The 23,015-nt window shown below is 63.1% G+C and carries 27 protein-coding genes; 17 read left to right on the top strand and 10 right to left on the bottom strand.

The features are described from left to right. The first annotated feature begins 477 nt into the window (after positions 1–477). Together BP846_RS01200 and BP846_RS01195 are read left to right on the top strand one after the other, a co-directional pair. Positions 478–678 (top strand): hypothetical protein, encoded by a 201-nt coding sequence (locus tag BP846_RS01200; protein WP_292392217.1) that lies wholly within the window; start codon positions 478–480, stop codon positions 676–678. A 90-nt stretch (positions 679–768) separates the two neighbouring features. Continuing rightward, positions 769–1,431, top strand: coding sequence for a hypothetical protein (locus tag BP846_RS01195; protein WP_292392216.1), 663 nt, complete (start codon positions 769–771; stop codon positions 1,429–1,431). 9 nt (positions 1,432–1,440) lie between these two features. Here BP846_RS01195 and BP846_RS01190 read toward each other — a convergent pair whose 3' ends face one another. Beyond that, positions 1,441–1,833 carry a hypothetical protein gene (locus BP846_RS01190; protein ID WP_292392215.1) on the bottom strand — a complete coding sequence of 131 codons (393 nt, stop codon included), beginning with the start codon at positions 1,831–1,833 and terminating at the stop codon, positions 1,441–1,443. 359 nt (positions 1,834–2,192) lie between these two features. On the opposite strand from BP846_RS01190, the gene BP846_RS01185 reads away from it, so the two are divergent. The 4 genes from BP846_RS01185 (at position 2,193) to BP846_RS01170 (ending at position 5,342) form a co-directional block, all read left to right on the top strand. Next, positions 2,193–2,663: a cation:proton antiporter regulatory subunit gene (locus BP846_RS01185; RefSeq protein WP_292392214.1), complete on the top strand. Its 471-nt coding sequence runs from the start codon at positions 2,193–2,195 to the stop codon at positions 2,661–2,663. Then, positions 2,663–3,805 carry a cation:proton antiporter gene (locus tag BP846_RS01180; RefSeq protein ID WP_292392213.1) on the top strand — a complete coding sequence of 381 codons (1,143 nt, stop codon included), beginning with the start codon at positions 2,663–2,665 and terminating at the stop codon, positions 3,803–3,805. The genes BP846_RS01185 and BP846_RS01180 overlap by 1 nt, the downstream gene beginning before the upstream one ends. 121 nt (positions 3,806–3,926) lie before the next feature. Then, complete coding sequence (locus BP846_RS01175; protein WP_292392212.1) at positions 3,927–4,415, top strand: SRPBCC domain-containing protein; 489 nt, start codon at positions 3,927–3,929, stop codon at positions 4,413–4,415. Between the two features lie 87 nt (positions 4,416–4,502). Continuing rightward, positions 4,503–5,342: an MBL fold metallo-hydrolase gene (locus tag BP846_RS01170; protein WP_292392211.1), complete on the top strand. Its 840-nt coding sequence runs from the start codon at positions 4,503–4,505 to the stop codon at positions 5,340–5,342. Here the strand turns inward: BP846_RS01170 and BP846_RS01165 are convergent, their stop codons facing one another. The 3 genes from BP846_RS01165 to BP846_RS01155 form a co-directional block, all read right to left on the bottom strand. After that, a complete protein-coding gene (locus tag BP846_RS01165; protein WP_292392210.1) occupies positions 5,343–8,177 on the bottom strand; it encodes a M1 family metallopeptidase in 2,835 nt (944 codons plus the stop codon). An 11-nt stretch (positions 8,178–8,188) separates the two neighbouring features. Further along, positions 8,189–8,719, bottom strand: coding sequence for a HEAT repeat domain-containing protein (locus tag BP846_RS01160; protein WP_292392209.1), 531 nt, complete (start codon positions 8,717–8,719; stop codon positions 8,189–8,191). A gap of 110 nt (positions 8,720–8,829) precedes the next feature. Then, positions 8,830–9,183 carry a hypothetical protein gene (locus BP846_RS01155; RefSeq protein ID WP_292392208.1) on the bottom strand — a complete coding sequence of 118 codons (354 nt, stop codon included), beginning with the start codon at positions 9,181–9,183 and terminating at the stop codon, positions 8,830–8,832. Between the two features lie 350 nt (positions 9,184–9,533). Here BP846_RS01155 and BP846_RS01150 point away from each other — a divergent pair, with 350 nt between their 5' ends. Further along, positions 9,534–10,019, top strand: a complete 486-nt coding sequence (locus BP846_RS01150) for a GTP-binding protein (protein WP_292392207.1) — start codon at positions 9,534–9,536, stop codon at positions 10,017–10,019. Between the two features lie 42 nt (positions 10,020–10,061). Further along, positions 10,062–10,886 carry a hypothetical protein gene (locus tag BP846_RS01145; RefSeq protein WP_292392206.1) on the top strand — a complete coding sequence of 275 codons (825 nt, stop codon included), beginning with the start codon at positions 10,062–10,064 and terminating at the stop codon, positions 10,884–10,886. A 50-nt stretch (positions 10,887–10,936) separates the two neighbouring features. On the opposite strand, the gene BP846_RS01140 is transcribed toward BP846_RS01145, so the two are convergent. From BP846_RS01140 to BP846_RS01125, 4 genes are all read right to left on the bottom strand, one after another. Next, complete coding sequence (locus BP846_RS01140) at positions 10,937–11,677, bottom strand: hypothetical protein (RefSeq protein ID WP_292392205.1); 741 nt, start codon at positions 11,675–11,677, stop codon at positions 10,937–10,939. A 55-nt stretch (positions 11,678–11,732) separates the two neighbouring features. Further along, complete coding sequence (locus BP846_RS01135; RefSeq protein WP_292392204.1) at positions 11,733–12,407, bottom strand: transposase; 675 nt, start codon at positions 12,405–12,407, stop codon at positions 11,733–11,735. Positions 12,408–12,499: 92 nt separating this feature from the next. Beyond that, positions 12,500–13,084, bottom strand: a complete 585-nt coding sequence (locus BP846_RS01130; protein ID WP_292392203.1) for an HAD family hydrolase — start codon at positions 13,082–13,084, stop codon at positions 12,500–12,502. A 54-nt stretch (positions 13,085–13,138) separates the two neighbouring features. Beyond that, positions 13,139–14,071, bottom strand: coding sequence for a phosphotransferase (locus BP846_RS01125; protein ID WP_292392202.1), 933 nt, complete (start codon positions 14,069–14,071; stop codon positions 13,139–13,141). Positions 14,072–14,284: 213 nt separating this feature from the next. On the opposite strand from BP846_RS01125, the gene BP846_RS01120 reads away from it, so the two are divergent. The 4 genes from BP846_RS01120 to BP846_RS01105 are packed head-to-tail and all read left to right on the top strand — an operon-like array spanning position 14,285 to position 16,321. Next, the gene (locus BP846_RS01120; protein WP_292392201.1) at positions 14,285–15,157 is read left to right on the top strand and encodes a polyprenyl synthetase family protein; all 873 of its coding nucleotides are present in this window, start codon (positions 14,285–14,287) and stop codon (positions 15,155–15,157) included. Positions 15,158–15,190: 33 nt separating this feature from the next. Further along, complete coding sequence (locus BP846_RS01115; protein WP_292392200.1) at positions 15,191–15,376, top strand: 2-hydroxymuconate tautomerase; 186 nt, start codon at positions 15,191–15,193, stop codon at positions 15,374–15,376. Between the two features lie 51 nt (positions 15,377–15,427). Beyond that, positions 15,428–15,787, top strand: coding sequence for a hypothetical protein (locus BP846_RS01110; RefSeq protein WP_292392199.1), 360 nt, complete (start codon positions 15,428–15,430; stop codon positions 15,785–15,787). 51 nt (positions 15,788–15,838) lie between these two features. Next, a complete protein-coding gene (locus tag BP846_RS01105; protein ID WP_292392198.1) occupies positions 15,839–16,321 on the top strand; it encodes a DUF2124 domain-containing protein in 483 nt (160 codons plus the stop codon). On the opposite strand, the gene BP846_RS01100 is transcribed toward BP846_RS01105, so the two are convergent. Then, positions 16,305–17,744 carry a sensor histidine kinase gene (locus BP846_RS01100; RefSeq protein ID WP_292392197.1) on the bottom strand — a complete coding sequence of 480 codons (1,440 nt, stop codon included), beginning with the start codon at positions 17,742–17,744 and terminating at the stop codon, positions 16,305–16,307. The two genes, BP846_RS01105 and BP846_RS01100, sit on opposite strands and share 17 nt — an antisense overlap. A gap of 411 nt (positions 17,745–18,155) precedes the next feature. On the opposite strand from BP846_RS01100, the gene BP846_RS01095 reads away from it, so the two are divergent. The 5 genes from BP846_RS01095 (at position 18,156) to BP846_RS01075 (ending at position 22,532) form a co-directional block, all read left to right on the top strand. Beyond that, a complete protein-coding gene (locus BP846_RS01095; RefSeq protein ID WP_292392196.1) occupies positions 18,156–20,471 on the top strand; it encodes an ATP-binding protein in 2,316 nt (771 codons plus the stop codon). 42 nt (positions 20,472–20,513) lie between these two features. Continuing rightward, positions 20,514–21,104 carry a DNA polymerase ligase N-terminal domain-containing protein gene (locus tag BP846_RS01090; protein ID WP_292392195.1) on the top strand — a complete coding sequence of 197 codons (591 nt, stop codon included), beginning with the start codon at positions 20,514–20,516 and terminating at the stop codon, positions 21,102–21,104. Continuing rightward, the gene (locus tag BP846_RS01085; protein WP_292392194.1) at positions 21,097–21,249 is read left to right on the top strand and encodes a C2H2-type zinc finger protein; all 153 of its coding nucleotides are present in this window, start codon (positions 21,097–21,099) and stop codon (positions 21,247–21,249) included. Before BP846_RS01090 ends, BP846_RS01085 begins: the two co-directional genes overlap by 8 nt. A 556-nt stretch (positions 21,250–21,805) precedes the next feature. Continuing rightward, entirely contained in the window at positions 21,806–22,252 is a 447-nt protein-coding gene (locus BP846_RS01080) for an S-adenosylmethionine decarboxylase family protein (RefSeq protein WP_292392193.1), read from the top strand. 100 nt (positions 22,253–22,352) lie between these two features. Next, the gene (locus BP846_RS01075; protein WP_292392192.1) at positions 22,353–22,532 is read left to right on the top strand and encodes a hypothetical protein; all 180 of its coding nucleotides are present in this window, start codon (positions 22,353–22,355) and stop codon (positions 22,530–22,532) included. A 42-nt stretch (positions 22,533–22,574) separates the two neighbouring features. Here BP846_RS01075 and BP846_RS01070 read toward each other — a convergent pair. Then, the coding region (locus BP846_RS01070) for a Coenzyme F420 hydrogenase/dehydrogenase, beta subunit C-terminal domain (protein ID WP_292392191.1) at positions 22,575–23,015 on the bottom strand (441 nt) is incomplete at its 5' end.

Here is a 23,015-nt window from a genome sequence, read left to right as displayed (position 1 = left end):
CTGAACCACCTGAGAAAGGTAGCCGGTGATTCCGTGGTGCCACGGATAATCGGTAGGGGCCGCGTGAACCGGCCCGTGCGAATAAGGACATCTTTTGAACCGTCAACCTTCGCACCGATGAAATTGCAGCCCTGTGCCCCGCAAGGGGCCCCAGCTGCAAGCCCCCTGCGTTAGGGGGGTAGTTGACTCACGCTCCAACGCTCTATACCTCCCTATACGCCATCACAGTCCGGATATGTCGCTGCAGCCATACTGCCCCTCCGTTCTCATTCAACGACCCTCCATTTTCCCCGCGCAAAGGTTGCCTGCAAGGGTATTCTCCAGCGCTGTGCTCATCTTCAGGCTTGATGAACGTGGGGAGAGAGGCGCGGGAGAGGGTGGCGATGCCCCGGAAAGGGGCCGAAGAGGAACCCTCCAGCCGTGAGCTGCCTTTATCTCCCCCCGGCTGTATACCCCGTCCACGTTCGAGGAGAGGATATGGAGACGACCCAGTGGTTGGTGACGTTGACGTTCCGGGTGACGGTAAGCGGTGTCAGGTCGAAGGATGATTCGGTGGCTGCAGGCCTGGAACAACTCAAACTTGGGCTCTGCAGCGGAGAGGATGTCCCGATGGAGGCGAGTGTCCGGAGGATCACAAACATCGTCGAGGAGGAGCCGATCTTCGGTGTGAAGTGGTGATTGGTGCCCGGCGCGAATCGGCGGCGACGTGGTGGGTCTGCTGATCCCCCGGGAAAACCCTTTTCTATCTCTCCCGCCTGATCGGCCCCCATGCACGAAGTTCCCGATACGGTTGCCATCGATGTTGTCCTCCTGCCGCCCGGGCCGATCATGGATATGGCGATCGGTGCGAACCGGACCCTGCTCGCGGGCAACCCGGACGGAGGGATACGCCTCGATGGAGAGAACTGCCTCCCACACATCTCGGTTGCGATGCTCCCAACGAAGCGGGGAGATATCCCGGAGATCACCGCGAAGGTGGGCCGGATTGCCCGGCAGTGCTCTCCCATGGCCATGACCATCGACGCCGTTGCAAAACACCGGGCGAGAACGGGGGAGACCATCTCTGTCTTCCATATCCTGCGCTCGGAGATCCTCCAGCTCTTTCACAAGACCGTGATGAACGCCATAGCGCCGTATACGGCGCCCCCGGCCGGGCCTCTGATGTTCGTGGGAGAGGTGTCCGCGCCATCCATCGACTGCCTCCTCCGGTTCACGAAGACCTCCGCATATGAACGCTACTCCCCGCACATCACGCTCGGGTTCGGCGACCTCCCGGAGTTGATCCCGGGGATCGACTTCCCTGCCCGGTTCGAGGCGACGAGGGCTGCCATCTGCCACCTGGGTGGTCACTGCACCTGCCGGCGGGTCCTCGCCGAATTCGATCTCGGTGCTGGCGCACGCGCCACCCACAGCAGGGCGACCCGCCGTTAAGCCGGCGGGCTACAGCAGCAGCCCTTTCACGTACGGCCTGGTGCAGAGTACACACCCGGAGTAGTGGTCGATCGTACCGGTCTCCAGGACCTCGACCACCGGGGACTCGTCCCGCATCCGGCGGGCGAACTCCGGGTCCCGCTCCGCCATCACCTGCAGAAACACCCCGAGCGGCATGAACGGCCGGGCCTGCATCGGGACGATCTGGAAGTCTCCATGGTCCGCATCGAGCGTCGAGTTCCGGGCGAGGTCTTCGTCGAAGTAGAGGATGGCTTCGAACTCATGACGTTCCTGCAGGTCCTTTAAGCGGCCGAGGGGGAGCCGTGCCCCGGCCGTAAGGCCGATCGATTTGAATTCTTCCGGTTCCCCCGGGGAGAAGATTGCATCACATGTATCCATCATGAATCACTCCAGAAGAGTGGTTTAGCGGGCGATGACTTCTTTCCTCCGGCGCCGTCGTGAGCGAGATCCCGGGCGCAACCTGCATCAGAGCACCAATTGAACTCAGCCACACCGAAGAGGGTCAGGCGGGCAGGAGAGGGTCCGGTTATCCGGATCGATAGCCCAAAGATCCCCGTCGGGCCCAATCACCTGTGGTCGTGGGGCGGCGCGACCCATTCAACCCTGAGTTGAAAAACCTTCAAATAAGTTGAACGAAGGGATTAAGTCTTATAATATATTAGGAAAAATCCATTTTCGTCATCTAAATGTAGATACAAAAATAGATAATTATTTAAATCGATCTGGAAGAATAACTATTCATGCCGCTTCGCTCCCGGGATCTCCCCGGTATCGGAACCAAATATGAATTCGAATCGGTGGCAGGAGATACCATCGCCGTCATCTGGAGGGCATCGGGAAACGTGCAGGTCTACCTGCTTGCAAAGGACTTCCCGGTGCCCTGCGTCGCTGAACTCTCGGGAGCGGAGGCCCGGTGGCTCGGGAGCATCCTCTCGGGCTCCCCGGTGAGGCCGGCGAAGGAGGGAGTGGAGATCATCTTCTCTACGCTCACGGATCTGCGCATAGGCATCCGCACCTGCACTGTTGGAAAACGCCTTGCCGGAAGGTGCGCGGGGGACCTTCCTGCCGGCGTCACTGTCATCGCAATCTCCCGCGGCGGGAAAAACATCACGAACCCTCCGCCGGGTATGGCCCTTTTGGAAGGTGATCTGGTCATCGCTGTCGGCGAGAGCGGCACGCTCGAGGCGTTCGAGGAGGGGATCCAGAGATAATGGAGGAGATCGCTATCGCACTGGGGATCAGTCTGATCCTCGCTCTGGTCTCCCGCCGTCTCTCCCTGCCGCCGGTCCCGTTCTACATCCTTGCCGGGCTCGCTCTCGGGAAGAGCGGACTTAGTCTCGTTACCCCGTCACCGGTCTCTGATTTCTTCGTCGACCTTGGCCTCGTCTTTCTGCTCTTCTACGTAGGGCTCGAACTCAAGCCCGACCGGATCCTCGCGAAGCGGTCGGCTTTCCTCAAAGTCGGGCTCATCGACCTGAACATCAATCTGGCGATCGGGTTTGTCGCGGCGCTGGCGCTCGGTTTTCCGTTCCTGGATGCGATCGTCGTAGCGTCTGCGTTCTACATCAGCAGTTCCGTCATTGCGTTTGCGTCGATCCTCGAGAACAAGAAAATGGTGCTCCGTGAGTCCGAGACAGTCGTCTGGATGATGGTCTTTGAGGATATCGTCCTTGTCTTCCTGATCGTCGCCCTGCACTCAGGATTTACCATCCCGGTCGGCATCGTTGCCCGGTTTGCCGTAGTGGCGGCGATCTTCTTCCTGGTGTGCCGCTGGGGGAAGGAACCGATCCGCCGGATCCTCAACCGGGACGACGAGCTTCCGGTTCTCCTCACTTTCACCCTGGTGGTTGCCGCCGCGTTCTTTGCGCAGGCGATCGGTATACCCGACACCCTCACCGTCATCGCGCTCGGGGCCGCGCTCTCTACCACCTCACCGTCCGCGCTTGAACGGCAGGCCCGGCCCTTCAAGGACGTCTTTTTAGTCCTGTTCTTTGTCTTTTTCGGGATATCCGTCGAGTTCTCGGGAGAGATAGGCCTTGCTGCCATCGCCGCGGTCAGCCTGCTTGCCGTCCTGAGCAAACTCATCTCGGGCGTGCTCATCGGGCGGCAGATCCATGGATCGGCCACGGCGGGTATCGAGATCTGGTCAAACACCATTGCCCGCGGTGAGTTCTCCATCATCATCGCGGCGCTCTACGGGTCGGCCGCGGCCACAAGCATCATCGCCGGTATCGTCGTCGCAACGTCTGTCGCAGGATCGTTTGCCGCAAAGTACAGCCCGATCTTAAAACAGCACTGGGCGCGACTGCGGTCCCGGTTCGGTCTTAAGGCCACGCGCCCGCTCATGCACTAACTGGGTGAACTACCCCCCGCTTACGCAGGGGGTCTTCCCGCTCATGCCGCCGCCGAGCCCCGCAGAGATAAAGAAAGTCTTTTCTTTCCCGGCTCACTACCAGGACGACCGTGATGCGGGAATGATCGCTTCCTCGCTAGCGCGCTACCGGAGTCTGGTCCGGGAAGTCCGGGCCGAGACCGTCATCGGCGCCCCGCCCGCTATCGTCTGGCGGGTGCTGACCGACTTCACCTCCTACCCTGACTGGAACCCGTTCATCCGGTCGATCGAGGGGAAACCCTGGGTGGGAACGCGTCTCTCGGTCGATATCCGGTCTCCGGGACGGCGAAGCATGCGGTTTCGGCCGATGGTGCTGCGGGTCGCAAAAGACCGCGAGCTCCGGTGGATCGGCCGCGTCCTGGTCGCAGGGCTCTTCGACGGCGAGCACCGGTTCACCATCATCCCCGAAGGTGACGGTTCCCGGTTCGTCCAGGCGGAGGTCTTCACCGGGCTGCTGGTGCCCGTCGTCGACCTCACCAGCACCCTCCGGGCGACCCACCTCGGCTTCCTGCTCATGAACCAGGCGCTCAGAGGGCGGGCGGAGCGGTCCATCGCCGGGAAACCTTCTTAACCGCGACGTCCCCAGTATCTGCATGGATCCGCTCGCCGCCACTGCAGCGTTCCGGCGGCCCCTCCTCCGGGACGGTGGGCGCCGCGCATGAGGCTGACGGTCCTCGTGGACAACGCCGCCCTCACCGACCGCTACTTTCTTGCAGAACCCGGGCTCTCGATCTACATCGAGGACGGCGCAACGCGCGTCCTCTTCGATGTCGGCTACTCGGGTATCCTCGTCGCCAACGCCCGGAAGATGGGGATCGACCTCCTCCGCGTCGAGGAGATTGTCCTCTCCCACGGCCATCTCGACCACACCTGGGGTCTCGACGCGCTGCTCCGGCTCCATACCGAGGCGATCATCGAGGGCCGGGAACGGATCGAGCCCACGTTCGTCGCGCATCCCGACGCATTCCTCACCCGGAGCCTTGACGGTGCGGGAGAGATAGGGTGCCACCTCTCGGTCGAGGAACTCTTCCGGCACGGGAAGGTCCTCCTCACCACGGCCCCTCTCTGGCTGACCGAAAACCTGGTCTTCCTCGGCGAGATCGAGCGGCGGTTCGAGTTCGAACAGGCACCTTCGGGCGGCTACATCTACACGCCTGACGGTATCCGGGACGACACCATCGCCGACGATACGGCACTCGCCTGCAGGACCCCGGAGGGGCTCGTTGTCATAACCGGGTGCTCCCACGCGGGCATCTGCTCGATCGTCGAGCAGGCCCGGGAGGTCTGCGGCGAAGACCGTGTCGCCGACATCATCGGCGGGTTCCACCTCCTTGACCCGCCGCCGGAACAGATGCAGGGGATACTCAACTACTTCTCGGATGTGCAGCCGGCGGCCCTCCATCCCTGCCACTGCACCGGTCTTGCAGCGAAGGTTGCGCTCTCGAAGGTCGCGGACGTCCGGGAGACGGGTGTCGGGCTGCACCTGGAGTACGAGTGATCAGGGAGTGATCCCCCGGAGCGCCGGGACCTCCCCGTGCTCCATCTCATAGGCCCGGACAGCCTCCGGGGCGCCGAGGAGGAAGCGGCGGGTGTTGTTGTAGACGGCGGGGTATGCACTCTGGTCGAGGGAGGTGAGGAGGCCGGCGAGCACACCTGCCGCCGGCACCCGGTAGCGGGGCTCCATCGCATCGATGAACGCGAATGCATCGAGAGCCCGGACGGTGCTGTACTCGTTCACCCGGGCGAGCCGCCGGAGGACCTCCGCGAGGTAGGCCCGACCCTCTTCTGTCTCAAGCGACCGTTTCCTGTTCAGCGCGAACCGCCCGTAGAACGCCCGTTGCTGATCGGCCTGCTCGACAGCGAAGGCAGGCGAGGACTCGATCCCACGGAGGATCGTAACCAGGTCGTCGCAGTCGCTCCCGGCGACCGCGGCGAGGAAGGACTCCCACGCGACAGGGCTTTTGGCCGATTCTGCGGAGAAGGCCTCGAGTATATCCAGGCGTTCCGGGGCGCTGCTCTCGAGGACCAGCCCAAACGCGGTGAGACGGTCGGTTGCGGCCGCAGCCTCGCGAAACTGCCCGGCGACCAGCTGGTGGACCTCCGGGGCGTCGAGGGTGGCGAGGATCGCGAGACAGGCGTTCTTCCTCTGCCGCTGTCGTATCGCCGCGGCCTCGTCCTCAAGGTAACCGACCCCCCCGGGAACGCTCACCGCCGCCCGCAGGTAGACCCCAAGGAGAGTATCTCGATGCCGGGCGGCTATGGCAGCAAGGATCTTCTTTCTGGCGTCGTGGAGTGCGCGGTAGTGATGGGCGAACCGCTCGTCGTCTACCGACGGGAAGATAGTCAGGAACTGACCGCCCGCCTCCTCCATGAGGCGGTCGTCGGCGAGAAGGCCGGCAAAGAGATCGGCAAACCGGCCAGAGACTGCCGTCTCCGGATTCTCAAGGATCCGGATCATCTCCCTCTCGGCAAGCGCCGCGAAAGCGGTGAAGCGGCCGACGATATCGGCATCCTTCAGCACCTGGAGATAGAGTTCGTCCTCCGGCGGCCGGTATGCCACCTTCCCGTAGAAAGAGTAGCCGCGGTTGAGCGAGAGGAACGCCGGGCGGTCGACGCCGTCGAGGCTGATCTCCCCTGCATCATCCACGATCCTGACGGCCCGGTCCGCAAGGTCCCGGCCTTCGGCATCGACGAGCGCGAACCGGAACGGGAACTCCCATGTGTGGCCGCCCGGTGAGCGGCTCTGGCGGTAGGCAAGGGTGAGTCGCCGGGCCGCCGGGTCGTAGGCGGGGGTCACGGTGAGGACCGGGTACTCCTTCTCCTTCAGCCAGGCCGCTGCCATCCCGGAGAAGTCCTGTCCCGAGACCTCTTCCATGCAACGTATCCAGTTGTCACGGGAGGCGTTCGTGTGCCGGAACCGGTCGTGGTAGAGGGCGAGTCCTTCCACAAACGTCTCCTTCCCCATCAGCGTCTCGATCATCCCGATAAACTCGGGGGCCTTCACGTAGGTGACGCCCGTGATCAGGTCGTTTGGGTCATCAAAGCCGTCCGGCTCGATCGGCATCGAGCCCGCACCCCGGTCGAGGACGAGCGTCCCGGCCACGGGGTCGAGGAGGTCGAGCACGGTCTGGAGGCGGGAGTAGGTCTCCCCGAAGAAGAACGCGTGGTGCTGGTTCTCGATATGGACCGTCACCGCCTCGTTCAGCCAGATCTCGAACGGGCTCCTCCCCGTCACCTCAGAGCCGTTCAGGTTATGGTAATACTCGTGGACCTTCACCCTGACCATGTACTCAAACGCCGGGTCGGTCGCTTCCGGGTAGGGCATGATACGGTTTGCGGCGATCGTCGTGTTCCCGACGTTCTCCATACCACCGAAATCGGAGTTCTGCATGGCGATCTCCCGGTAGACCGATCCCGTGTAGGCGTAGCCCGGGGTTATGGTCGCAGCAAGCCCGGTGAGCGCTTTTCGGGATTCTTCGAGGGCCGCGGAGTCCCCGGAGCGTTTTGCCCCATCCCGCACACGCGCTAGACGCCACACCTCTTCCCGGGTCTCCCTGTCACGGTACTGCCCGGGGCCGGTGAAGAGGTGGACCCACATAACGGCGTCCGCGAGGACCTCAAGCGCACGCTCCGCCGCCTCAGGGTCGGATCCAGATTTTGCGAGGAGCTCGAGGGAGAATGTCCACCCATCGGGGTACTCGAACTCCCGCTGGTGAGTCTCGTAACACCCAACCCCGAAGAAGAAGAGGTAGGGGGCCATCGGGGTCGTTGTGTTCCGGTATTCCTGGACGGAGCGGCCGTGTCCCAGGGAGTAGCGCGGGCCTGCGGGGTCGCCGTTCGAGATAAGGTTCGTATACCTGTCATCCGCAACGATCGCCGTCGTGTAGGTGCACTTTGCGGTCATGTCGTCGAGGCAGGGAACCAGCCGCTGGAACCCCCACTGCTGGCACTGGGTGATCTGGGTGGGCAGTCCGGCGGGACAGGAGCCGTCGTAGTAGAGGCCTTCGAGGACGTGGCTGCTCGGTCGGCAGATCGTCTCGGTATCGAGGGTGAACCGGGTTCGGGGCGTGACGGGTGGGTTGAAGGTGACAGTGAGAACCGCGGCACTGCGGTCATAGGTGTGGGCGACGGCGTATCCTTCTGAGGTTATGTTGAGGATATCCAGGTCGCGGGCGTTCAGGGCGAGGGACGCGAGCGGTGCATCGAGGGTCTCGGCGGTGAGGGCCGAGACGACCCGGGTGTGGCCGTCGTAGACGTCGAAGGTGAGGTCCATGTGGATGACCCGGACAGGGAGCGCCCCGAAATCCTCCGGGTAGTAGCGAAATAGCCTCATGTCCTACCCGGTCAGAAACCGGTCTCCCCGGTGATATCGCGGAGCGCACGCCGGATCGCCGTCCTGACCTCGGGCTCCTCCTCCCCCTCGATCGCACCGGAGAGGGCGCTGGCCGCTCGCGGGTCGTGGAGTTTCCCGAGCGCATCGGCGGCGGCCATCCTGACGTCCTTCTTTCTGTCCGCGAGAAGGGGGAGGAGTGGTTCGACTGCTCGAGGGTCGCCTATCTCGCCGAGCGACCAGGCCGCGCCGCGCCGCGCCCACCGGTCAGGATCGGCGAGGAGGGGCAGGAGCGGTTCGACCGCCCGGGCATCGCGGAGTTTCCCGAGTGCCTGCGCCGCGACCCAGCGGACTTCATTCTCGCTGTCATGCAGGGCGGCGATCAGCGGCTTGACCGCCCGGGCATCGGCACACCCCCCCAGCGCCTCGGCCGCCCGCAGCCGGTAGGGCGTGCTCTCGTCTGAGAGCTGCTCGATGTATTTGCCGATGTTCTCCTCACGCCGCTTCTCCCGGTCTTCCATGAGGCGTTTTACCGAACGTTCCATCTCCATGCCACCAGTTTTTGCTCCAGACCTGATGTCGCTTACGGTATATAGTGCTTGGCGCGGCACCCTTCCGCCCGCGTGGCAGAAGGGTTCGGCGTCGCCCATAAGGCTCATCCACTCTCCTCCTCTTCCTCGCCGATGATATCGAACGCGACGATCCTGTAGTTGTAATACTGTCCGCCCGGGGCGGTGAAGGAGAGGAAGACCATCAGACCGTGTTCATCCGATATCCAGAGTTCAGCATCGTCGTCGACGGTGTAGTACTCAAATCCATACCCGGCGAGAGCCTCCTCTATGGCGCTGTCGGCCTCCATATCCTGGACCATCCTGAATGTCGCGGCCAGGGCGTACTGCCGCTCCTCAAGAGCAGATACCTGGAGCCTTGCACGCCTCTCCTTCCGAAAGAGATCATCCAGAGCCGCCATGATCTCCTGCGCGACAGTATCAGCCTCTTCCGACCCCATGGACGGTACCTTGGATCTATCGGTATATCTTTCTTGAGAAAACGGTTGGGCGTTCGCACCGTCAGGTGCGAGCGCCCTGAGTTCGAGAAACCCGGAGAGTTTCGTGTAACGACGGGTTTTCCACCCGTCGCTCAAGCATCGCAGGTTCGAGTGACGACGCTCCGAAGTGTAACTCCCCGGTGGAACGCACTGGCCGCAGGAGGCGGAGTTCGAGCTCAGAAGGTGGGCGCGAAGCCCCCGGCGGTACAGGGAAGCGATCATTTCCCCCGGGAGCCCGGGATACGTCACCATCCCCCTCGCGGCGCCGCCATAGCGAAACCCTAAAACATCCCGGGGCCCATACAAGGCTGATGGCAGAAGGCAGGCTCAAGATCGTCGTGTTCGGTTCTTTCAATGCGGGCAAGTCCAGTCTCATCCAGGCGCTCGACCCCCGGAGCCGTCATGTCGAAGCAACCTCAAATGAAGGTGCCACGACCGTCGCCTTTGATTTCGGAAGGCTGCAGGTGAGGGGTCAGGCGGTCTACCTCTTCGGGACGCCGGGGCAGGAACGGTTCGAGTTCGTCCGGCAGATCCTCTCGCGGGGCATGGACGGCGCGATCATCGTCGTGGACGCCACCACCGGGGTGGACGCTATGACGAGACACCTCTACGGCCAGTTAAAGGCCCTCGGGGTGCCGCTTGCGTTCATGGCAAACAAGTGCGACTGCCCGGGCGCGGCGCCGGAGGCCATCCACCGGGACCTGCCCGGGGAGACGGTGCATCCCATCTCGGCGCGGAACGGCGAGAACGTCCACGCGGCACTCGACGCCTTTGTCGCAACCCTGGCCGCCCGGTAGCGATCATTTTTACTGCCTGGGAGTCGTTCTTCTCTGCAGACAATGACCCGCAAAGAGACCTATATGAGGGAAGTTGCCCGGTTGCTTTCGGGCTTCCTCACGAGCGGGAGCGCCGGGGATCTTCTCACCTGCCTGGTCGCGGGGAGCAACCTGCCGGGACCCCGGGCAAACCTGGAGCTTGCTGCGGCGTTCAGCGAAACCGTGCGGAAATTTGCAGCTGCCGACGCCGACGATCGCCATATCCTCTGGGATCTCTGTGTCGAGCTCGCCTGTGTCTCCCCGGAGGACGCACCGACCGATGACCCACACGAGTTCCTCGCGTTCTGCGGCGTCAGGGGTATCGGGGCGATCGGCTCCCTATCGCCGGCGTGCGTGGGGCCGGCGCTCACCCACCTCGCCGAGGCATCCGTCGATCCCCGGTGGCGGATCAGGGAGGCGGTGGCAATGGGGATCCAGGACCTCCTGTCCCGGCAGCGGAATGCGACGGTCACGGAACTGGAGGGCTGGGTGGAAGGAGGGTCCTGGTTCACCATGCGGGCCGCGGCCGCAGGGATCGCTGAACCGGACCTGCTCGGTGAGCCGGAGATCGCAGATGCCGCGCTCCGGTTCCACCGGAAGATCCTGATCCGTATCTATACGGCGAACGAACGGCAGTCGGAAGCGTTCAAGGCACTCAGAACGGCGCTCGGCTATACGCTCGGCCTGGCCGTCGCCGCCCTCCCGGGGATCGGCTTTGAGTACCTGCGGCAGCTCGCAACCCTCGATGATCAGGATATCCGGTGGATCGTGAGAGAGAACCTCCGGAAAAACCAGCTCCAGAAGCAATACCCGGAGACTGTGCAGCACATCCAGGCGCAGTTGTCGTAGGGGTATGCAGGTCTCCGGGCGGGATGGGGATGTTCCGGCTTCGTCCCTCATCATCCCACGATCGCCGACGCCGTCTCATCGAACGGGTTTGTCCGCATCGCAAGCGAGAAGAGGTATGGGTAGTTCTTCTGCAGGTAGCGCATGTAGTCCAGCCACTCGCGGATGAGGAGGCCGTAGACCCGTTCGAGGTCGCCTGCGAGGTGCGCCGTGTCGGTCCCGGGCAGGTCGGAGAAGCCGGGCCGGCGCTGCAGTTCTTCGTTGAAGTGGAATACCGCCCGGAGCAGTTCGGTGAACGCCTCGTGCTCGAGGAGCACCGGGTTCTCGAGCAGCCTCAGGAGGAACTCCTCGCGGGATCCGAGGAACTGTTTGACGGCCTCCAGATCGACTCGCTCTATCCTGACACGGCAGGGATGCTGCTTTAGCCGCATCTCCACCTCTCGGAACGTCTCGTCGGTCCAGGCATCGGTGACTATCAGGTGCGGCCGGACCTCATCCAGGTTCGGGTCGTTGTTGGAGATGTAGGTCAGGAGCTCTGTCCCGAGCGAGGAGAAGAAGGTCCCGATGACCATGTTGAGTTTCTCCATCCTCTGCCGCCGGTCGCGGGACGCGAGCACCTGATGGAAGACGAGCGTCACCAGAAGAACCTCGAGCGGGAGGAACGCAACGTCGGCGAGCGCGTAGATGCCGATGTGGTAGAGGTCGTGGAAGATCAGGAAGTGCAGGGCGTAGAGTACCACCGAGAGGATGATAAGTCCCACCCCAAAGGAGATCTGCCATCGTCTGTCGTTCATCCCGCGGGACTATATACACTAACTCCTATGAAACCAGTGCCTCCCGGGCTCCTGGTCAGTCAGGCCCTGCGTTCACGCCTCCCGGGGTGGCGCCGGGGCTCTTGCTGCACACTTCCACCTCTTTATGGGGCCGGTCGGTGACCGGTGACGCTGCTGCTATGTTGAACGCCGCGTTCGCATCAGCATGACCGGCGTATCCGCAGTGCGGGCAGAGGAACTGTTTGCGCCTGCGGATGCCCGGCTCACCGCACCGGCTGCAGCACAGAGACGTGAACGCCGGGTCCACGAGGACGACCGGAACCCCGGCGTCGTGCGCCCGGTCCTGGACCAGATTCTGGAGGTGTTGGAACGACCCGTCACGCCGGGAGAACGGGAGGGGGGTGCCCGGCTTCTGCCGCCCCGCAAACCCGGCGCCGGAGAGGTCCTCGAGTTTGATGCCGCACTGAAGCTGCCGGGCCATCTTCACGATCTCTTTAGCGATCCTCTGGTTCAGGTCCCCGCGGGCGTTGCTCTCGCGGTCCCGGTCTATCCTGATCTTCTTACGCTTCCCGGCGCTGCTGCACCGTCCCTGGCGGCCGGGAGGCCCGATTTCCGGGTGCTCCGGTTGCTCGCCGAGCATCACCGTCTCTCCGCTCGCCGGGTGGGCGACGACGGCGACGTAGCCGGTGGTGTTCAGGTCGACCCCGATCCAGTCATCGGGCGGCAGGTTACGTGTGGAAAACGGTATCATCCCTCTGATTGTTAACGTTCGATCTCATGTGCCTCTGTCGTATGGGAAAAGACTGGTGACCCGGATGTCATATACTCATCGGGCCCGGCGCTTCAGGTCCCGTAGCGCCTCCACGCCTCCTCTACGTGTAGCGCCTGCATACCGAGCCTCCGGGGGATAGTGACGTCGTTCTCGTGATTGTCCCCGATAAAGAGGACGTTTTCCGGCAAGAGGTTCATCCGCCCGAGGGCCGCCGTGTATATCCGGGGGTCCGGCTTCTGGTAGCCGAAGTCCGAGGAGAAGATGACGAAGTTGAGACGGTCGTAGAGGTTGAGCACTCGCAGTTCCTGCTCCGAGAAGACCCGCTGCCCGTTCGAGACGACCCCGAGCTTCCTCGTGCCGAAGAGGTCAAGCAGGCTCTGGCTCTTCCTGATAACACCGAGACGCCGGAGGGATGCGGCCCGGAACGCCCGGGCGGCCTCGACGCCGAGTTGACCGGCATCGATCTCCCATGCGCTGTGTTCGGCGCAGATGCCGGGCGAAGACCCCCTCGACCCGCACCTCCGGGTACCGCTCCCCGGTCCGGTCGGCTGCCTCCTGCACCCGCCGGAGGTAGCCCGCCCGCAGGTTCCGGGGGGTGATCCGGACGCCCTGGTAGAGGAGCCACCGGGAGAGGCACCGGTAGGTCCTGATATCATGCTCGTCGGTCAGGATGTCGATGAGCGTCCCGTAACAGTCGAAGAGGACCCCTTCTACCCGGGGCCTGCGGCGAGACACGCCTCCGCCTCCCCTAGCAACCAGTCACGCTCCGCCGCCCGCCAGGGCAGCCGGGCAATCCTGAGGTACCCGAGCGCCATGAAGAAGGGAAGGGCGGCGGTATGGCGCCGGAACTCTTCAACGCTCTGGCTATAGTGCCAGAGCAGGTGGCCGATGTGGTTTTCGGCACCCGGGTTGCTCCCGGGTGATGCCTTGATCTCCGCAGCGAGGATGCCGAGGTCACGGACCGGGTGCGCGTGGTCCCGGGAGCCCTCGAAGTCGATCGCACAGATGCCGTCGTCGAAGAGGTAGCTGCCGGGCGTGGCGTCGCCGTGGACCATGCACCCAACGTCCGGGCCGATCCGTGGGCTGTGCCACCACACCCCGAGCAGGCGGTTGAACTTCTCTCTCCGGGGGGCCGGGAGCCCGATCTGGTCGAGCATCGCGTGGAAGTAGGCGAAGTCGCGCTCCCGGTTGCAGGAGGTCCGTGTGCAGTCGTGGAGCCGCCGGAGAAGATGCGCGACGCCGGTCAGGGGTTCGTAGAGAGCGCCCCCCGCCGCGATGAGTTCCCGTATGGTCGGGCCGGGGACATACCCGGTCACGAGGACCGAATGAAATCGGCTGTTCTTCGCCAGTGGCCGGGCGACCCGGATCCACCCGGCTGCGCGACGGAGCCGATCGAACTCGTTCTCCATCGCCGCGTCCGCGTTGTAGCAGGCCTTCGCCCCCGTCGGCGCGCCGAAGAACTTGCCGATGATGCTGACCCCGCCGGCAAACTCATACCTGCAGACGATGTGCGACGCGGGCTCTATCCGGTAGACCCGGGCGTCGCTCTCTTGATCCGGCAGCCAATCGGCGATAATGCCCGCGAGCCAGTCTCCGAACGCATCGCCGGGCTCCAGGCGCCCTACCTCTCTCTCGATGCTCACCCGGGTTCCTCCATCTTCCGGCACGGCACTCCCGGGGGTTCAGAGATCCCGCATGGCAATGAAGATACCTGCGCTGCAGAGTAGACCCACACCTTTTTTACTGCCCGGGCGTCTTAACGGGATGCACCGGCGTCCCGGGGGTGACGAGCCATAATACCGTTTCGCGAGTTTCTTGAGAGGATCAAGCCTGCCGTCAACCGGCGGATCGAGGAGGTGGCGGTCGGTGAGGGTACGATCGACCCCGGTGTCGTCCCGCTCCTCCTCCGGGGGAAGCGGATGCGAGCCGGGCTCCTCCTCTGTATCCACACCGCCCTCGCCCGGGCGACGGCGCCCACCCGCCAGGCGCTCGACCTCGCCTGTGCTGTCGAACTCGCCCACGCCGCAAGCCTCATTCTCGACGATATGCTGGACGGTGATACCGTTCGGCGAGGTGTCCCCTCCCTCCACCTCACCCGGGGAGAAGGGCGGGCGATCCTCGATGCTGTCGGGATTCTGGCCCTCCCCTACGCCCTCGCCGCCCCATATGGCCCCAGATACGTGACGATGCTTGCCTCAACCCAGCAGAGCATGGTCCGGGGTGTGGCCTGGGAGATGCTCGAGGAGGCGCGGCTCCCGGTGGTCGAACTCTACGACGCAATCATCACCCGAAAGACCGGGTGCCTCTTCTCTCTCGCGGCCGCCTGGGGTGCCATGGCGGCGGGCGGGGACGATGGCATCGTCGCCATGTTCGCGGACTACGGTCTCTCTGCCGGGAAGGCGATGCAGATCGCCGACGACATAACGGACCTGCACGCGCTCGCGGCGGGATCCCGGGGCTGCCGGCCCGGGTCCGAGGCGCTCCTCCTCCGCTGTATCTCTCCGGGGAAGAACGGGGTCGATCAGGCACTGGCATCGATGCTCGACGCGGAGATCGCCCGGACGGCTGCCCGGATCAGAGACGGAGGCCGGCAGCAGGTGCCGCCTGAAGAGCAGGAGGCCTTCGGGCAGGTGGTCCGGGATATCGTAGGGCTCACGATCGCGGGAGGGACACCGCACGACGGAGCCTCGTTCCGGGTTGCCTGCCCTGACGGTCTCCCGCAACGATAAATACCGCTCCGCCCCACACTCTTCTGAGGAAACATGCCGGTTGTAACCATTCGCATGGCAGAAGGGCGGACGCTTGAGCAGAAACGGATACTTGCTGGCGAGATCACCGCTGCGATCACGAGGACGCTCGGCGTCGACCCGGAGCGGGTCACCCTCTTCTTCGAGGAACTCAAGAGTGAGAATATATCAAGAGCCGGAAAGCTCCTCTCGGAGTCGTAGTCCCGCGATGAGCGAACATTTTTCTGGCCGGCCGAAACCTCACATCCGGGAGTGAACGATACCATGGCACGCGAATTTGACGAGAAGGACTTTGCAATCCTGCGAAAACTGGCGCCCGAATACGAGGGGATCCTCTGCCCCGAGTCGGGGCACGAGTTCCACTCGATCCTGCCGCCAGTCTCAAACCACATCGCCGCGGACGAGGAAGACTTTGCGGAACGGGTCGGCCGCCTCTCGGACGAGGACTGGGGTTACCTCACCGACCAGATCCTCTCCGGTCGGGAAGACCTCGGGTGCATGCCCGAAGAGGACATCGAGACCATCCTCGTCCGAATCCAGGAGGCAGTATCTGAGGAGGCGGCCGAACGGGTCCGCAGGCTCTATCACCTCTCCGGGTGCGGGTTGCTGTAGGGGTTGGCCCCATCCGGAACCGGTATATGCCCCCGGGACGACCAGACTCTCATGGAGTTAATTGAGGAACTCTCCGGCGTCCCCGGGATGCTCCGGCCGTTCAAGGCGTATCTCCGCGAGGCAGGGCTTGCCCCGGGTGATCAGGTCGTCTACTACGGCTGCCCCGGCACCTGCACGCCCTTCATCGAGCTCCTGGGATTCGCCGTCCGTGACCTCCCCGTCGAGCAGGTCTATGTGCCCTACGCGGACGAGGCTGAATCCAGGGTGATCCGGCCGGTCGGGGGAGTCGGAATGCAGGTCGCGAGCGACGCGGTTCGCGTCGACCCGAAGGTGATCGTCCTGATGGGCGGACTTGCTATGCCGGGCGTCCCGGTCACGAAAGAAGCGGTGCAGTCGGTCGTCGGCACCCACCCGGGGACGAAGGTCGTGGGCATCTGTTTTATGCATATGTTTGAGAAAGCGGGCTGGATCGACGCCTTCGATTTCGACCTGATCATCGACGCCGTCCTCGACCCGGTCAGGGTCTGGGGATGATCGCCTGATCGGTCGCCGCCGGTGCAGGGGAGACGGGCAGTTCTCGCGGCCGGTCGGACCGAAGCAGGGTGAACCGGAACGCCGCGCCGTATTCCGGATGGCCCGGCACCCGGTCCTCGACCCGGATGCTCCCGCCGTAGCGGGTGATGAGCATCCTCGTTATGTAGAGGCCGAGCCCTTTTCCGCTCCGGGCGTTCGTGCCCCGCACAAAGCGGGTGAAGAGGAGGGGTTTGACCGCGTCAGGCACCCCCGGTCCGGTATCCTCGACCGAGACCTCGACCACCCCGTCGCCCTCCTCAACCCGGACGGTGACCTCGACTCCCGGCTCCCCAAACTTGATACTGTTGCCGATGAGGTTCGCAAAGACCTCCGGGAGGAGGTCGTCGGCCGTGACCGGGACGGGCTTTCCCTCGTAGACTATCCCGGTATCGGGATGGTGCGCGATCTCGGTCCTGATGACGGCGTCGAGGTCGACGGGTCTCGTCACTGTCTCTTGGGAGTGCAACCGCCGGATCGTCGAGACGCTCTGGATGATCTCGATGCTCCGGGTGACGCCGGCCCTGAGTTTCCGAACCATATCTCTCTCCCTCCCCTCCAGCGCCCCGGCGAGCAGGTCGGTGTAGCCGAGAGCGACGGCGTTGGCGTTGTTGATGTCATGCACCATGATGTCGAGGTAGAGGTTCGATTCGTCGTGGGCTACCCGCAGCGCTTCCTCCGCCCGGATCCGGTCGGTTATATCGGCTCCCGAACCGATCAGGCCGATGGGCCGACCGTCGTCGCCGGTAAGGACCGTGTCCTGCCACGCGAGGACGAGTTCTTCCCTGTTCCGCGTGACGACCGGGTTCTCCCGCCGGCCGGGGAAGGCGGCACCATCGACGATCGCAGCATCAAAGACCTGCCTTCTCGCCTCTCGGGATGCTTCGGGGACGACGGTTAGGAACCAGTCCCTCCCGAGCAGTTCCTCCTCCCGGTAGCCGAGCAACTCGCAGCCGTGGCGGTTGACGAGCTGGATGGTGTGGTCAGCGTTGATGACGACGAAGAGGACGCCCGCCACGTCCAGGTAGCGCTGGGCGAGATCCCTCTGTTTCTTCACCTCCCGCTCCCTCCCTTTGAGCTGCTCGGAGAGGGAGGCGACGACGAAGGCGATGATGACAAACATCAGGGCGCGCCCGTAATCGTTCAGCGTCAGGATATCCGGCCTGTAGAGGAGGGTGCTGATGACGACAAGCCCGCCGAGGAAGAGGGCGACCAGTATGCTCCGCTTCTCCCACCAGAGCGCTGTCAGGATGATGGGGATATAGAAGAAATGCGAAAAGACGGTCCCAAGCATCAGGACGGCGTGGAAGTAGTAGGTCAGGAAGGCTGATATGGCGAGCAGGGTCATGAGGATGGCCACTCGCTGCTGTTCGGTAAGGGTAATCACGGCACACCCACTTTGACTGCCAATATATATAATTTTAAAAATATAAAAATGTCGCACACATATTATCAGCCGATTCTGGCATATTTTCTTGCGATTCCAGGGAAGAGGTATGGCCTCGTGGGAGGAAGGGCACCCCGGATCGGCCGGGAACGCGATCAGCGCTCTCCCGGGCAGGGATGGGAGAGAGCCCCCGGTGTCTCTCCCGTGTGGTGGGTATTCTGCCGGGATGCGGCCGGCTTTTTGCAAACAGCCATGTTTAATAGTTCATAGATCAAATCTAATCCAATTGCCCGCTTCACTGAAGCGGCTGCCCGCAGGCCCGCATCGTGCGAAGCGGCATCGCGCAGCGCACTGTGCTGGTGCCTGCCTGGAGCATCCCGGTGCCGCGAGAATGCATCCGCTGGTGAACCCGTGTCAACAGATCTTACCAGAGCACTGAAAGCGATGGGCTATACAGATGCCGGGGTCCCGGCTCTGGCGGAGTCGTTCCCTCCCGCTGTCGTCGAATACCTGCAGGACTTCCGGACGCAGGAGGTCCGTGATATCGTCGAGACGCTCCTCTACATCTACATCGCCCAGAACAGCTCGTCGTCCCGGGGAGAGGGGCAGGGTGTGATCGAGCAGAGTTGTTACGCCTATACGTCGGGGCCGCTCTTCGTGCTTGCGCAGGTTGGCCTCATCGAGTCCGCCTCCTGGCACGGCACGACGGTGATCAAGGCGACCCCTGCCGGAGAAGCGATTGCCCGGCCGCTGATGGAAGCCCGGATCCGGGTGCTGGATATCCGGGGGCTGGCCCATGAGATTCACGGGGTCGTCCCGGCCCTCCTCGCGGGGACCGTGAAGGGGTCATACGTCAACAAGACCTTCCCGTCCTCGCTCCCCCGCACCGAAGAGACGTTCGTCAGTTTTCTCCTCAACAACAATTCTGCGCTCTTCGAGGAGTGCGAGCAGTTCGCCTCCCGGCTCAAGGCCGCCGGGTGCGCGGTCCTTGCCCACGCCTACGACCTCGACGGGCCTGGTGCCGGCGGCGTCGTCTACACATTCCCGCCGGAGTTTGCGTATATCCTCAAGGGGATGCTTGAAGCGATCGATCCGGGAGCCCGGGAACACTATGATATGCTCCTTGAGTCGTTCCACTCGACGTTCACCGTTCTACGCTACCTCTCCTGCGGCGAGGACTATGACCGTATCCGGGCGTCATCGGCTCATCGCCGCGAACTGTCAAGGGTGCTCGGTCTCCTCGCCGACTCGATCTATGTCCTCGAACAGGTGCCTCAGGACGATGGGGTCGACCTTGCCCGGTTCATCATCAAGGACCGGGACCTCTACGACGCACACCTCCGCGACCTCGGGCGGGCGCTGATGACCGACGTTGCCGAAAAGATCGTCATTGACCGGCCGGCCCCGGCGGCAAAGCCTCCCGCACCTACGATGGAGGTGCCCGCCACCCCCGGGAAGGCGGAGGCCGCAACGTCCGTGCCTCCGGCCGAAGAGGAGGCAGAGACGGAGGAGGACAGGTGGGACGACGCCGTCTTTGCCGATGATGAGGAGGAAGAGGCGGCGGAGGAGCCGCTCGCGCCGCCGCCGCCGCCCGCTCCCCGCCGGATCGTCGCACCCCGCCCGGCCCCGGAACCGGTGGCGGAGCCACCCCGCCCCGGCGGGCTCGACATCTTCCTCGGCCACGCCCAGGGCGGGCACCGGGTCAACTGGTCACCGGGGCGGCTCAACAACGGCCACATGATCATCCTCGGCGGCTCAGGTGCCGGGAAGACCGAGACGATCCGGTGCATCGCCGCGGAACTCGCGGCACAGGCGATGCCGGTCGTCCTGATCGACTTCCACGGGGACATGGCCGCGAGCACGGGGAATATCCGGTCCTACAAGATCCGCGAGGGCGGGGAGTATTACTTCAACCCCCTGGAACTCGACCCTGCGATCGACGAGATCACCCCGCTCCGGGCCACATCGGACTTCGTCGACGCCATCTCCATTAACTTCCCGACGCTCGGCATCCAGCAGCGAAGGAAGATCAAGAACATCATAAAAGACTGCTACCGGATGTCGGGGATCACGGGAAACACCGGGACCTGGACACGGGTGCTCGACTTCGACGACATCGAGAGCGAGATCATGTCCTGCGAGGACGAGGCGATCCCGGCTTACCTCGAGGACATCTTCGACTACAAACTCTTCTCGGGGGAGGAGAAGATATCTCTCCCCACGATCCTCTCCGGCGGGATCACCCACATCAACTTAAACGCCCTCCCGGAGAACCTGCGCTACCTCTTTGCAGACCTCTTCCTCCGGCGCATCTACTACACCCTCCAGGCGACGGGCGAGATCCCGCGCGGGGCAGGGGACGAGCGGGAGAAGTTCCGGCTCTTCGTCATCGTCGACGAGGCGAAACTCCTGGTGAGCCAGAAGAGCGGCTCGAAGACAGCGATCAAGGCGGTGCTGAACAAATACGCCACCGAGATGCGGAAGTTCGGGGTCTCGCTGATCCTCGCGTCGCAGCTGATCGCCCACTTCAACGAGGAGATCCTGGCAAACATCGCCGTGAAGTTCTGCATGCGGGCCGAGAACAAGAAGCAGGCCCAGGAGAACGCCAAGTTCTTCGAGGTGAGTGAGAAGGACCTCCTCAATTTCCAGCCGGGAGAGGGTATCCTGATCATCGGTTCGGAGAAGATGAACGTCAGGATTGTTCCCACGTCCGGGCGAAAGGTGTAGACCGGGACAACCCTTATCTTCCGGCACCGCCGGAGTTGATGCATGGATACGCTCGACGATTACCGGGGGAAGCGGGACTTCTCCAGGACGCCGGAGCCGCCGGGAGAGAGGGTGGATGCGAGAGACTGCCCCATCTTCGTCATACAGAAGCACGACGCGACCACGCTCCACTACGACTTCCGCCTCGAAGCCGACGGCGTGTTGAAGTCCTGGGCTGTCCCGAAGGGGCCGTCCACGGACCCGAAGGAGAAACGCCTCGCCGTCCCCACGGAAGATCACCCCCTTGGCTACGCCAGCTTTGAGGGAGTCATCCCGGAGGGAAGTTACGGTGCCGGGACGGTAATGGTCTGGGACCGGGGAACCTACCGGAACCTCACGCGGAAGGGCGGGCAGGAGGTCGCGGTCACCGAGGCGCTCGGCCGGGGTCACGTATCGGTCTGGCTCGAGGGGGAGAAGATCCGGGGCGGGTATGCCCTCACCCGCTTCCGGGCCAGGGATGAGGCCTGGCTCCTCGTGAAGAAGGACGACGCGGAGGCGGCGCCAGGAAGGGACCTGGTGGCAACGGAAACCCGGTCGGTTGTCTCCGGGCGGACGCTTGCGGAGATCGCGGCGGGGAGGGATGAGCATGGGTAAACCTCTGGAGAATAGGAGGGTTCCCGGCATCCCGGTGGAGATGGGGGAGTTCATCTGCCCGATCTGCGGCAGGCAGTATCCCACGCTCGAAGACCTCCATGCGCACGTCCGGCGCGCGCACCGGCGCCCCCCCGTGGTCCGGTGAAGGCGCAGGCGTGCGGCAGGTCCCGCCGGCAATCCCCGGCGGGGTGCATGATGGGGAGCGGGGGGTGCGCGGCTTGAAGTTAGCGATACCCGGTATCCAGACCCGGCAGGGGGATCCCGTAGTCATCGCCCCGCTGCTTTTCGGTCGGGGTACTGGCTGGTGCGGGAGTAAATATTTTCAAAACCTGACTTAATGGTTTTTCACTCCGAAAAAGATATCAGGAAACCACACCTGAAAAAGAACTATTTCTTATAGCCCCGTTTGCCCTCGGACCCCTGGATCAGGGCCCGCTGGAAAAATCAGGTACCTGATGAAAATCATACTTAGTATGATTTATAATCGACACTCTACATACTTGTGGGTAGATAAACGATGTAAAGTCACCGATTTTGGAATATGGCAAAAATACGGTGTAGAATTTTCGATACGCCGGGATTGCTCCGACGTAGCCGTGAAATAACGGTTATTTATCATTAGTATAATGGATAAGTTTAAAATCTGAACTATCAAAATTACTGAGATCAGATCGATCACAGATCCTTTCGAAGGTGATATCATGGCTAGTAAAGTAATGACAACCAACGCTGTGGCAAACAACGTTATGGCAGAGACAGTAAGCGACGCAGAGATCGTTGCGCAGTTCAGGCAACGCGGGTGTTGGGGCCTGTACACGAGCGTGGACCTGAGGGGATGCGACCCGGCATCGATCCGGGATGCAGAGAAGATCCACCGGTTCATCATTGAACTGTGCGACCTCATCGACATGAAGAGATTCGGCGAACCGCAGATCATTCACTTCGGACCCAACGAGAGAGTTGCAGGGTTCTCCATGACCCAGCTCATCGAGACATCACTGGTCTCCGGTCACTTCGCAAACGAGACCAACGCCGCCTACCTCGACATCTTCAGCTGCAAGGAATACGAGCCTTCGAAGGCAGCAGAGTTTTGCAGGACCTTTTTTGGGGCGCAATCGGCGACCTATCAGGTACTGTTCCGGGACTGAATACGAATACCGCGCACGGCGCTTGCTGCCAAAGCCATACTACGATGGAGAGTTACTGCCATCTCCCACCGGTATGAGCAGATAGTGCCGGAGGATTGCCATGAGCCCGGTGTTCATGGTATCAGTCCCCATCTCCGATTTTCCTGAAGTTCTGGAGGCATCGCTCCGGGCCTGCGCGCCCGGCTGTTTTGTGCGTGGTCCCGGTGCTGACCGGCCCGGATATGAGCAGCGGCAGCTCTGCCTGCTCCGGGATATCCTCGGGGAGGAGCGATGCGGGTAAGAGCCGTCCGGTTCTGTCGCGTCGGGCTGAAAAAAGGGAGTTTCAGGGGGACTCGTAGGGGTTCCGGAGACCCTTGGGGGTTCCGTCCGCCTTGAGGCCCACTGTCTTACGAGCATCCACGTTCTTCTGGTTCTTCGTGATCTTCTCGGTCGCGAGCTTCTTCACGAGGTCGAGGCCGGGTTTGACCTGGTCCATCGGCTTCGTCTCGAAGCAGCCGGCGGCCATAGCGGCGTCCCAGACAGCGTTCCCCTTGGTGCTCCGCACGAAGACTGTACTCCAGCCGTCGGGGCTGCCCACGGAGCCGCTGGAGATATCGGCGAGATTCGCGACATAGTCCAGGCAGACGTTGCATCCAGGCTGCACGTACTTGTGGATCAGCTTGAGCGGCATCTGGCTGACTGCACCGCGTTCGGTGTAGACCGTGAACTTGCCCTTGCCGATATCCATCTTCTTGACGGACTCCATCTTCTGGTTGCAGTGGTC

The sequence above is a fragment of the Methanoculleus sp. UBA303 genome, from assembly GCA_002501655.1.
Lineage (GTDB): Archaea > Halobacteriota > Methanomicrobia > Methanomicrobiales > Methanoculleaceae > Methanoculleus.
Note: the sequence above shows the minus strand (reverse complement) of the source record. Positions and strands in the feature narration are given on the sequence as shown.

What these genes read in the sequence shown, in the direction of transcription:
- BP846_RS01075 (WP_292392192.1), top strand. Translation starts at nt 22,353, where the DNA reads ATGAGCCCGGTGTTCATGGTATCAGTCCCCATCTCCGATTTTCCTGAA.
- BP846_RS01190 (WP_292392215.1), bottom strand. Translation starts at nt 1,833, where the DNA reads ATGATGGATACATGTGATGCAATCTTCTCCCCGGGGGAACCGGAAGAA.
- BP846_RS01170 (WP_292392211.1), top strand. Translation starts at nt 4,503, where the DNA reads ATGAGGCTGACGGTCCTCGTGGACAACGCCGCCCTCACCGACCGCTAC.
- BP846_RS01115 (WP_292392200.1), top strand. Translation starts at nt 15,191, where the DNA reads ATGCCGGTTGTAACCATTCGCATGGCAGAAGGGCGGACGCTTGAGCAG.
- BP846_RS01150 (WP_292392207.1), top strand. Translation starts at nt 9,534, where the DNA reads ATGGCAGAAGGCAGGCTCAAGATCGTCGTGTTCGGTTCTTTCAATGCG.
- BP846_RS01200 (WP_292392217.1), top strand. Translation starts at nt 478, where the DNA reads ATGGAGACGACCCAGTGGTTGGTGACGTTGACGTTCCGGGTGACGGTA.
- BP846_RS01090 (WP_292392195.1), top strand. Translation starts at nt 20,514, where the DNA reads ATGGATACGCTCGACGATTACCGGGGGAAGCGGGACTTCTCCAGGACG.
- BP846_RS01140 (WP_292392205.1), bottom strand. Translation starts at nt 11,677, where the DNA reads ATGAACGACAGACGATGGCAGATCTCCTTTGGGGTGGGACTTATCATC.
- BP846_RS01195 (WP_292392216.1), top strand. Translation starts at nt 769, where the DNA reads ATGCACGAAGTTCCCGATACGGTTGCCATCGATGTTGTCCTCCTGCCG.
- BP846_RS01105 (WP_292392198.1), top strand. Translation starts at nt 15,839, where the DNA reads ATGGAGTTAATTGAGGAACTCTCCGGCGTCCCCGGGATGCTCCGGCCG.
- BP846_RS01175 (WP_292392212.1), top strand. Translation starts at nt 3,927, where the DNA reads ATGATCGCTTCCTCGCTAGCGCGCTACCGGAGTCTGGTCCGGGAAGTC.
- BP846_RS01135 (WP_292392204.1), bottom strand. Translation starts at nt 12,407, where the DNA reads ATGATACCGTTTTCCACACGTAACCTGCCGCCCGATGACTGGATCGGG.
- BP846_RS01185 (WP_292392214.1), top strand. Translation starts at nt 2,193, where the DNA reads ATGCCGCTTCGCTCCCGGGATCTCCCCGGTATCGGAACCAAATATGAA.
- BP846_RS01145 (WP_292392206.1), top strand. Translation starts at nt 10,062, where the DNA reads ATGACCCGCAAAGAGACCTATATGAGGGAAGTTGCCCGGTTGCTTTCG.
- BP846_RS01130 (WP_292392203.1), bottom strand. Translation starts at nt 13,084, where the DNA reads ATGATATCAGGACCTACCGGTGCCTCTCCCGGTGGCTCCTCTACCAGG.
- BP846_RS01155 (WP_292392208.1), bottom strand. Translation starts at nt 9,183, where the DNA reads ATGGGGTCGGAAGAGGCTGATACTGTCGCGCAGGAGATCATGGCGGCT.
- BP846_RS01085 (WP_292392194.1), top strand. Translation starts at nt 21,097, where the DNA reads ATGGGTAAACCTCTGGAGAATAGGAGGGTTCCCGGCATCCCGGTGGAG.
- BP846_RS01165 (WP_292392210.1), bottom strand. Translation starts at nt 8,177, where the DNA reads ATGAGGCTATTTCGCTACTACCCGGAGGATTTCGGGGCGCTCCCTGTC.
- BP846_RS01180 (WP_292392213.1), top strand. Translation starts at nt 2,663, where the DNA reads ATGGAGGAGATCGCTATCGCACTGGGGATCAGTCTGATCCTCGCTCTG.
- BP846_RS01080 (WP_292392193.1), top strand. Translation starts at nt 21,806, where the DNA reads ATGGCTAGTAAAGTAATGACAACCAACGCTGTGGCAAACAACGTTATG.
- BP846_RS01160 (WP_292392209.1), bottom strand. Translation starts at nt 8,719, where the DNA reads ATGGAACGTTCGGTAAAACGCCTCATGGAAGACCGGGAGAAGCGGCGT.